Source organism: Phaeovulum sp. (genome assembly GCF_047638075.1).
In the GTDB taxonomy this organism is placed as follows: Bacteria; Pseudomonadota; Alphaproteobacteria; order Rhodobacterales; family Rhodobacteraceae; genus UBA6197.
The window spans coordinates 21,883-30,218 of sequence record NZ_JBLJBV010000039.1; the positions used below are offsets into that span (position 1 = coordinate 21,883).

The following is an 8,336-nucleotide window of genomic DNA, read 5'->3' on the forward strand; positions in this document are numbered from 1 at the left end:
AGGCCGGGGCAACGCTCGGTGACACGGCGATCCGGGGTGCCCGGAGACGAGGCAGGGCATGACAAGCATTCATCACCGCGATGGCGGCGCAGAGGGGCAGGGCACGGACGAAGGCCCGCGCCCGGTGTCGCGTCTGGTCACCACGGCAGGCGCGCTGACGTCACTGGCGCTGATCGCGGGATTGGCCGTCTGGGGCTATCGGCTGGCGGTGCGCGATGTGACCGGCGTGCCGGTGATCCGCGCCCTTGAAGGGCCTGCCCGCCTTGCGCCCGAAGAACCCGGTGGCGATCTGGCGCGTCATCTGGGGCTTTCGGTCAATGATGTGGCTGCCTTGGGAACGGCCGCTGCCGCCCCCGATCAGGTAGTGCTGGCGCCGCGTATCGCAGAGCTGTCGCCTGATGATCTGCCGATGACCGCACTGCGCCCCTTGCCCCGATCTGCCCGTGTGGCCGAGGCCGGCGAAGCGCAGGCGCAAGACGCCGAGACAGTCACCGCCCCCGCCACGCCGGACGCGGCCATCCCCGTGCCCGATACGCTTGCCGTCGAGGGGGTCGCGCCTCTTGCGCAGGTCCAAGACCTTGACCTCGCCGCGTCGGGCGCGATTGATATTGCCACTGACGCACAGGACCCCGCCGTTGATCCCGCCGCGATTGTCACTGACATCGAAGCCGAGCCCACCGTGCCGGAGGGGGCCGTTCCCGCGTCGGTTCCGGGGGTGTCGCGCTCACCCCGGCCAATGTCGCGCCCATTGGGCGATTTGATCGCGCAAGCTGCCGCGCTTGCGGTGGCGGATGCGATGGCCTCTCCCGCCTCGATTGACATTGATCCGGCTGATCTTGCCCAAGGGACCCGCCTTGTGCAACTGGGCGCCTTTGACAGCGCAGAAATTGCCCGCGCCGAATGGGACAAGGTCGCAGCGCAGTTCGCGGCGCTGATGGTCGGCAAACGCCGGGTGATCCAAGCGGCAAGCTCGGGCGGGCGTACCTTCTACCGGCTGCGGGTGGAAGGGTTCGACGACGTTGCCGACGCACGCCGTTTTTGCGCCGCCCTCGTTGCCGAACAAACCAACTGCATCCCCGCTTTGGTGCGCTGATGGCGCTACCGGTCAGCGCCACGATTCTGGGCTGTGAAGGTCTGGCCCTTTCGCCGGCCGAGGCCGCGTTTTTCCGCGACGCCAACCCTTGGGGCTTTATCCTTTTTGCCCGTAATGTCGACGCCCCGGACCAACTGCGCCGCCTGACCTTTGATTTGCGCGCCGCGCTGGGCCGCGATGCGCCCGTGCTGATCGACCAAGAGGGCGGGCGCGTCCAGCGCCTTCGTGCCCCCCATTGGCGCGAATGGCTGCCGCCGCTGGATCAGGCGCAGCGGGCCGGGGACGCCGCCCCGCGCAGCTTTTGGCTGCGGTCGCGGATCATGGCGGCGGAACTGCGCGCGGTTGGCATTGATGCGAACTGCGCCCCCACCTGTGACATCGCGGGCCCGCTGACCCACCCGTTTTTGCGCAACCGCTGCCTTGGGCATGATGCCGCCACCGTCACCACCAATGCCCGCGCCGTGGCCGAGGGGCTGCTGGCGGGGGGCGTGCTGCCGGTGATGAAACACCTTCCCGGCCATGGCCGCGCCGAGGCCGACAGCCATCACGACCTGCCCACCGCGCAGGCCGGCCTTGCCGATCTGGAGGTAAGTGACTTTGCCCCGTTCCGTGCGCTGAACGATCTGCCGATGGGCATGACCGCGCATATCCGCTTTCCCGCGCTGGACGACGCCCCCGCAACGCAATCGCCGCGCCTGATTTCGCTGATCCGCCACAGCATCGGCTTTGACGGCCTGTTGATGAGCGATGATATCGCCATGCAGGCGCTGTCGGGCGGTATCGGTGAGCGCTCGGCCCGTGCCATTGCGGCGGGCTGTGATCTGGTGCTGCACTGCAATGGTGATCGCGCCGAGATGGCGCAAGCGGTGGCCGCGTCCGGTGCGCTGACTGCCGCCGCCCAGACCCGCGCCAATGCTGCACTTGCCCGGCGCCTGCCCCCGGACCCCATTGACATAGCGCCCCTTGAAGCTGAATTTGACGCGCTTCTTTGCGGCAGGGCCCATGTCTGATTCCCCCCTCAACCTGTTTGATGCAGCGCCCAGCGTCGCTGACCGGCTTCAGGCCGAGGCGCTGATTGTCGATGTTGAGGGGTTTGAGGGGCCGCTGGACCTGCTGCTGACGCTATCACGCACGCAAAAGGTTGATCTGCGCCGGATTTCTGTGCTGCAACTGGCCGAACAATACCTGCGCTTTGTCGATCAGGCCAAGACGCTGCGGATTGAGCTTGCCGCCGATTATCTGGTGATGGCGGCGTGGCTCGCCTTTCTCAAATCGCGGCTGTTGCTGCCGCCCGACCCCAGTGATGCAGGCCCCTCGGCCGAGGATATGGCCGCGCATCTGGCCTTTCAGCTGGAACGCCTTGCGGCAATGCGTGACGCTGCGGCAATGCTGATGGCCCGTGACCGGCTGGGCCGCGATGTCTTTGCCCGCGGCGTCAGCGAAGATGTCGCCCGGGTGCGCCATGTTACCTGGTCGGCCAACCTCCTCGATCTGATGCAGGCCTATGCCCGGATCCGCACCCGCGATGAATTTCGCCCCTATGCGTTTGATCGTAAGAACCTTTATACCATGGAACAGGCGCTAGAGCGGTTGCGCGGGCTGATCGGCTTTGCGGGTGACTGGACCGACCTTGTCTCTTACCTTCCCGAGGGCTGGGCCGCAGACCCGGCGCGCCGCCGCTCGGCCACGGCGGCCACGTTTGCGGCGTCATTGGAACTGGTCAAGCAGGGCCAGATCGAGATCCAGCAACGCGAAACCTTCTCTCCCATCTCCATCAGGCGGAAAACCCCGTGACCCGTGACGAACGCTCTCTTTTTGCGGCCCCGCCGATTGCCGAACAGGAACGGATGGTCGAAGCGATCCTGTTCGCCAGCGCCGAGCCGGTGACATTGCAAGAACTGGCCGACCGGATGCCGCACGGCGCCGACCCCGCCGAGGCGCTGGCCTATCTGCGAAAGCGTTATGAGGGGCGCGGCGTGCAGGTGGTAAAGGTGGGCGATGCCTGGGCCTTTCGAACGGCACCCGACCTTGGCTTTTTGATGCAAAAGGAAACGGTCGAGCACCGTAAGTTATCGCGTGCCGCGATCGAGACCTTGGCGATTGTCGCCTATCACCAACCCGTCACCCGCGCCGAGATTGAGGAAATTCGCGGCGTTGCCGTGTCACGCGGTACGGTTGATCAGCTGTTGGAACTGGAATGGATCCGTTTTGGCCGCCGCCGGATGACGCCGGGTCGCCCGGTTACCTATGTGGTGACACAAGAATTTCTAAACCATTTCTGTCTCGAATCCGCCCGCGACCTTCCGGGGCTGAAAGAGCTGCGCGCGGCAGGTCTACTAGACAATCGCCCGCTACCCGGCAGCACCACACCCGCTGACGATGACCCAGACGAGACGACCGGCCAAAGTGACATGTTCGAGGAATAGAGGATAGGTAATGACGACCAACAAGATGGTAAGACTGATCACGCGCGTCCTGACGGGGACATTGGTTGCCTTTGGGCTAAAGCGTGGCATTGACCTGGTAGCGGGGAAAGGCAAGCCCACAGCCAAAATGACCCAGTCAGAGCGCCAGCAGGCCAAAACTGCCCGCGCTGCGGTCAAACGTGCCCGTCAGGCCGCGCGACTGACCCGACGCATCGGGCGGTAAGCGGAATTCGGTCGCGCTGAACGACTGCACGCCTCAGCCGGCGCGGAAATGCTTGCCCAGTTTCAGGCCCTGTCCCTGATAGTTTGAGGCTATGCCGGCACCGTAAAGCCGTTCCGGGCGGGCGCTCATGCGTTCATAGACCAGCCGTCCGACAACCTGCCCGTGCTCCAGCACGAAAGGGGCTTCGTGGCAGCGCACTTCCAGAACGCCGCGCGACCCATGCCCCCCCGCTGCACCATGACCAAAGCCGGGGTCAAAAAAGCCCGCGTAATGCACCCGGAATTCGCCCATCATTGCCAGATAGGGGGCCATTTCAGCGGCGTGGTCGGGTGGGATGGTGACCGCCTCGCGGCTGACCAGAATATAAAAGGCGCCGGGATCCAGGATGATACGGCCGTCGCGGGTGCGGATTTCTTCCCAAAACTCTGACGCAGGGTAATGGCTGATCCGGTCAAGATCAATCACCCCGGTGTGGGGTTTGGCGCGGTAGCCTACAAGGTCGCCTTCGGTTGGCATCAGGTCCACCGAAAAGCCCAAACCATGATCAATTACCGCCTTACCCGAAACCAACGGCTCTTCGGTATGCAGGCGGGTCAGTTCGGCATCGGTCAGCGCCGCCTGGCCTTTGCGAAAGCGGATCTGGTTGAGGCGCATGCCGGGGCGCACCAGAACAGAAAAAGAGCGGGGACAGATCTCGGCAAAAAGCGGGCCTTCATAACCCTCGGGAATACGGTCGAACTCGGTTCCGCCATCGGTGATGACACGGGTCAGAAGGTCAAGACGCCCGGTCGAGCTTTTGGCGTTGGCCACGGCTGTGATACCCTCGGGCAGGGACAGATGCTCCATCAGCGGCACCAGATAGACGCAGCCTTTTTCCAGCACGGCGCCGTCGGTCAGCGCCATGCGGTGCATCTCGAACTCGGCCAGGCGGTCGGTTATGCGTCGGCCATTACCGGCCAGAAATGACGCGCGCATGCGGTAGGCGGTGGCCCCAAGCCGCAGATCAAGGCTGGCGGGTTGGATCTGTTCGGGGGTCACCGACAGATCGGCGGTAATCGCGTTTTGGGCGATCAACGCTTTGATTGCGGTGTCCGGCAATACACCCGTGGTCATCACTGTATCTCCAGATATGCCAACGCCCACCCTGCAAACAGGGTGGGCGTTTGTCGGTTGGTCGGGCCGGCGAGATTCGAACTCGCGACCTTCCGCCCCCCAGACGGACGCGCTAACCAGGCTGCGCCACGGCCCGACGACGCGCATATAGAGCGATTGTTGCGGCGGGGGCAAGCAGCAAAATGCACCTTTTTCAATCGCTCTGCCACCAAAGTAAGAATCACTGCCGCCTACCGACCTTGCAGACGCCGTTGTGCAGCCCTGCAATCGCGCATTTCGGTAATTTTCTGATGCAGCAGGGCAAGCATGTCACGATTGGTTGGGGATATGCGCTGCGGATCAACCCGGCGCAGGCGCGGCGCAAGCGCGGGACCATCACCCGGGGGGGCTGTTTCCGTAAGGGCGGCAGGTTTCGCCGGCCTCTTGGCGGTGGGGGCGGGGGGCACTGCCGCAAGGTCAAACAATAATGGTTGATGCGGTGGCGAAGGACGCAGGGCGACCACCTCGCGTTGCGGTGGATCGGGCTCTACGTTCAGTGCTATAGGGGCGTCCGCCACGCGAGAAGGATCCTCGGGATCCTTCGGGAAATGATCCGTCGCCGCGGCCGACTCGGGTGTTTGCGCAGTTGGCCAGGCGCCTGAAGGGTCAGGTGCATCGGGCAAGGCCGCCGTGTCCGCCAGTTCGCTGACAAAGCGAACACCCTGTTCCTTAAGAATTTTTTGCACACCGCGAATGGTCAGCCCCTGTTCGTGCAAAAGCTGTTTTATCCCCCCCAAAAGGGCGACATCCGCCGGGCGGTAATAGCGCCGCCCGCCTGCGCGCTTTACGGGTTTGATCTGTGAAAACCGGCTTTCCCAGAATCGAAGCACATGCGCAGGCGTTTCCAGTGCTTCGGCCACTTCGCTGATTGTCCGAAAGGCTTCGGCTGACTTCGTCATGGCGCTTCGCCTCTTTTCAGTCGACGTTGCCGGCGGCCACGCGATCTTTCATCAGATGCGACGGGCGAAACGACAAAACCCGGCGCGGGCTGATTGGCACCTCTTCGCCGGTTTTCGGATTTCGACCCATGCGTGAGGCCTTTTCACGCACTGAAAAGGTTCCGAAAGACGAAATCTTGACCGTTTCGCCGCGCACCAGTGCATCTGAGATATGGGTCAGCACACCTTCAACCAATTGTGCACATTCGTTGCGTGACAACCCTACCTCGCGAAAGATCGCTTCGGACAGATCCATGCGTGTCAATGTCTTTTCGCTCATTCCATCCCCCCGGATAATTTTTCCTACGATGGGCGCTTTGACATTCCGAGTCAATATCAATGGCTTGGCAGGAGTTTTTCGAACGTCGAGGCCGGCGAATTTCAACCGTTCAGGCCCGACCTGATCAAACCTTGCAGTGATTGGCTTGCCAAGCTGTAAGGGCAGTATTTACCAGCGTAGAATGACCGAACCCCATGCCATGCCGCCGCCGATCGCCTCTGTCACCAGCAGATCGCCTTCCTTGATCTGGCCGCGTGCCTTGCCAACCGATAGTGCCAACGGAATTGAGGCGGCCGAGGTGTTGCCGTGATCTTGCACCGTAACCACGACACGCTCCATCGGAATTTGCATCCGTTGGGCGGTGGCGCTGATGATGCGCAAATTGGCTTGGTGGGGCACGATCCAATCAACGTCATCCGGGGTCAGCCCGATCTTGCCTAGCGCGGCATGGCCCGTTTCAGCCAGCTTTTCCACTGCTAGGCGGAAGACCTGATTACCCTGCATGCGCAGATACCCGGTCGTTCCGGTGCTGGACACGCCGCCATCAACATAAAGAATATCGCGGTATCGTCCGTCACTATGAAGGTCCGAGGCCAGGATACCCCTGTCGGCCGTAGTGCCCTGGCCGACCTGGCCTTCCAAAATCAAGGCTCCGGCACCATCGCCAAACAGTACACAAGTGCTGCGGTCAGACCAGTCCATGATCCGGCTGAAGGTCTCTGCGCCGATGACCAGCACCCGGTTGGCCTGACCCGAAAGGATCAATCCGTTGGCACTGGTCAACGCGAACACAAAGCCCGCACAGACGGCCTGTATGTCGTAGGCAAACCCTTTCGTGCAGCCAATGCCTGCCTGTACCATTGTCGCCACAGAGGGAAAGGTAAAATCCGGGGTCGAGGTCGCCACGATGATCGCGTCGATCTGATCGGCGGTCATTGCGGCATCTGCGAGGGCCGCGTTGGCGGCATGAATCGCCATTTGTGAGGTGGTTTCACCGTCCGCTGCGAAATGGCGACGCTCTATTCCGCTGCGCGAACGGATCCATTCGTCGGTGGTCTCGACGGTAGCCTCGAATTCAGCATTCTCTACCACCCGAGAAGGTAAATAATGCCCTACACCCCTGACTACCGCCCGCAATGTCATGACTTGTTCTCACCTTTATCTGCCGTCGCGGGTGCATCTTGGCCTGTCTGCGGTACCGAAGCAACCCGCGCCGCCAGCCGATCCTGAAAGCCTGATTGCGCCAATTGGCTGGCCAATCCGATAGCCGCTGCAATTCCCGTCGCATCGGCCGAGCCGTGCGATTTCACCACGGTGCCGTTCAGCCCTAAAAACACCCCGCCGTTGACACGGCGCGGGTCGATCCGTGCCTTGAGCCGTTTAAGCGCGCCCATCGCCAAAAGCGCGCCCAGTTTTGAGCGCCAGGTGCTGCGCAGCGATTCGGACAGGAAGTCTGCAATCTGCTTGGCAGTGCCCTCGCCGGTTTTCAGGGCGATATTGCCGGTAAAGCCGTCCGTCACGATCACGTCGACCTGATCCGAGGGCAGATCGCCGCCCTCGATGAAGCCAACATAGTCGAATTGTCCCGCCTCGGCGGCGGCGGCAATCATCTCATGCGCGATTTTCAGTTCGGCGCGGCCCTTATGTTCCTCGGTGCCGACATTCAGCAGGCCGATGCGCGGGCGCGTCAGCCCCAGACCGTTGCGGGCATAGGACGTGCCCATCAGCGCATATTGCATGAGGTCGGGCGCATCGGCCTTGATATCGGCCCCCACATCCAACATCACGTTGAACCCCGAAGGGTTGCGCGACGGCCAGAGACAGGCGATCGCGGGCCGGTTCACGCCGGGCAGTTTGCGCAGCCGGATCATGGAAACCGCCATCAGCGCGCCGGTGTTGCCGCAAGATACCGCAACGGTGGCCTCGTGGTTGCGTACCGACTCGATTGCGGACCACATTGAGGTGGCGCGGCCACTGCGCAAGACCTGGCTGGGCTTGTCGTGCATGGAGACGACATCATCGGCATGACAAATCGTACACCGCGCCGCAATACCGCGTGCGTCGATCAGCGGGCGCAATTGTGCCTGATCACCATGAACGATGAAATAGAGTGCCGGATTTTTGGCAGCAGAAGCTGCGATGCCGGCGACCACTGCCGCCGGCCCGCGGTCGCCGCCCATGGCGTCAACCGAAATGACGACAACACCTGAATCCGCCGACAGGG

Annotated in this window: 10 protein-coding genes and 1 tRNA gene; 5 read left to right on the forward strand and 6 right to left on the reverse strand. The window is 62.7% G+C overall.

All coding sequences use genetic code 11. From position 1 onward, the window contains the following. The first annotated feature begins 58 nt into the window (after positions 1–58). Genes ACM62R_RS05770 through ACM62R_RS05790 form a run of 5 tightly spaced genes read left to right on the forward strand, consistent with a single transcriptional unit; the run spans position 59 to position 3,742 of the window. The gene (locus ACM62R_RS05770) at positions 59–1,093 is read left to right on the forward strand and encodes an SPOR domain-containing protein (RefSeq protein WP_415183105.1); all 1,035 of its coding nucleotides are present in this window, start codon (positions 59–61) and stop codon (positions 1,091–1,093) included. Continuing rightward, the gene (locus ACM62R_RS05775; RefSeq protein ID WP_415183106.1) at positions 1,093–2,103 is read left to right on the forward strand and encodes a glycoside hydrolase family 3 N-terminal domain-containing protein; all 1,011 of its coding nucleotides are present in this window, start codon (positions 1,093–1,095) and stop codon (positions 2,101–2,103) included. The genes ACM62R_RS05770 and ACM62R_RS05775 overlap by 1 nt, the downstream gene beginning before the upstream one ends. Next, the gene (locus ACM62R_RS05780; protein WP_415183107.1) at positions 2,096–2,887 is read left to right on the forward strand and encodes a segregation and condensation protein A; all 792 of its coding nucleotides are present in this window, start codon (positions 2,096–2,098) and stop codon (positions 2,885–2,887) included. Before ACM62R_RS05775 ends, ACM62R_RS05780 begins: the two co-directional genes overlap by 8 nt. A 53-nt stretch (positions 2,888–2,940) precedes the next feature. Then, positions 2,941–3,519, forward strand: a complete 579-nt coding sequence (gene scpB / locus ACM62R_RS05785; protein WP_415183115.1) for an SMC-Scp complex subunit ScpB — start codon at positions 2,941–2,943, stop codon at positions 3,517–3,519. Between the two features lie 10 nt (positions 3,520–3,529). Further along, positions 3,530–3,742, forward strand: coding sequence for a hypothetical protein (locus ACM62R_RS05790; RefSeq protein ID WP_415183108.1), 213 nt, complete (start codon positions 3,530–3,532; stop codon positions 3,740–3,742). A 33-nt stretch (positions 3,743–3,775) separates the two neighbouring features. Here the strand turns inward: ACM62R_RS05790 and ACM62R_RS05795 are convergent, their stop codons facing one another. From ACM62R_RS05795 to plsX, 6 genes are all read right to left on the reverse strand, one after another. Beyond that, complete coding sequence (locus ACM62R_RS05795) at positions 3,776–4,855, reverse strand: 2'-deoxycytidine 5'-triphosphate deaminase (RefSeq protein WP_415183109.1); 1,080 nt, start codon at positions 4,853–4,855, stop codon at positions 3,776–3,778. Between the two features lie 58 nt (positions 4,856–4,913). Then, positions 4,914–4,991 (reverse strand) — tRNA-Pro (locus tag ACM62R_RS05800). Positions 4,992–5,085: 94 nt separating this feature from the next. Then, on the reverse strand, positions 5,086–5,793 hold the full coding sequence (locus ACM62R_RS05805) for a MerR family transcriptional regulator (RefSeq protein WP_415183110.1): 708 nt from the start codon (positions 5,791–5,793) through the stop codon (positions 5,086–5,088). Between the two features lie 16 nt (positions 5,794–5,809). Beyond that, complete coding sequence (gene ihfA / locus ACM62R_RS05810) at positions 5,810–6,112, reverse strand: integration host factor subunit alpha (protein ID WP_415183111.1); 303 nt, start codon at positions 6,110–6,112, stop codon at positions 5,810–5,812. Between the two features lie 168 nt (positions 6,113–6,280). Beyond that, on the reverse strand, positions 6,281–7,255 hold the full coding sequence (locus tag ACM62R_RS05815) for a beta-ketoacyl-ACP synthase III (protein ID WP_415183112.1): 975 nt from the start codon (positions 7,253–7,255) through the stop codon (positions 6,281–6,283). Beyond that, the gene (plsX, locus tag ACM62R_RS05820; RefSeq protein WP_415183113.1) at positions 7,252–8,334 is read right to left on the reverse strand and encodes a phosphate acyltransferase PlsX; all 1,083 of its coding nucleotides are present in this window, start codon (positions 8,332–8,334) and stop codon (positions 7,252–7,254) included. Before plsX ends, ACM62R_RS05815 begins: the two co-directional genes overlap by 4 nt. Positions 8,335–8,336 lie beyond the last annotated feature (2 nt).

Bases quoted from the DNA above. Each gene is read 5' to 3' on its own strand.
- ACM62R_RS05770 (WP_415183105.1), top strand. From the start codon at position 59: ATGACAAGCATTCATCACCGCGATGGCGGCGCAGAGGGGCAGGGCACG.
- ACM62R_RS05775 (WP_415183106.1), top strand. From the start codon at position 1,093: ATGGCGCTACCGGTCAGCGCCACGATTCTGGGCTGTGAAGGTCTGGCC.
- ACM62R_RS05780 (WP_415183107.1), top strand. From the start codon at position 2,096: ATGTCTGATTCCCCCCTCAACCTGTTTGATGCAGCGCCCAGCGTCGCT.
- scpB (WP_415183115.1), top strand. From the start codon at position 2,941: ATGGTCGAAGCGATCCTGTTCGCCAGCGCCGAGCCGGTGACATTGCAA.
- ACM62R_RS05790 (WP_415183108.1), top strand. From the start codon at position 3,530: ATGACGACCAACAAGATGGTAAGACTGATCACGCGCGTCCTGACGGGG.
- ACM62R_RS05795 (WP_415183109.1), bottom strand. From the start codon at position 4,855: ATGACCACGGGTGTATTGCCGGACACCGCAATCAAAGCGTTGATCGCC.
- ACM62R_RS05805 (WP_415183110.1), bottom strand. From the start codon at position 5,793: ATGACGAAGTCAGCCGAAGCCTTTCGGACAATCAGCGAAGTGGCCGAA.
- ihfA (WP_415183111.1), bottom strand. From the start codon at position 6,112: ATGAGCGAAAAGACATTGACACGCATGGATCTGTCCGAAGCGATCTTT.
- ACM62R_RS05815 (WP_415183112.1), bottom strand. From the start codon at position 7,255: ATGACATTGCGGGCGGTAGTCAGGGGTGTAGGGCATTATTTACCTTCT.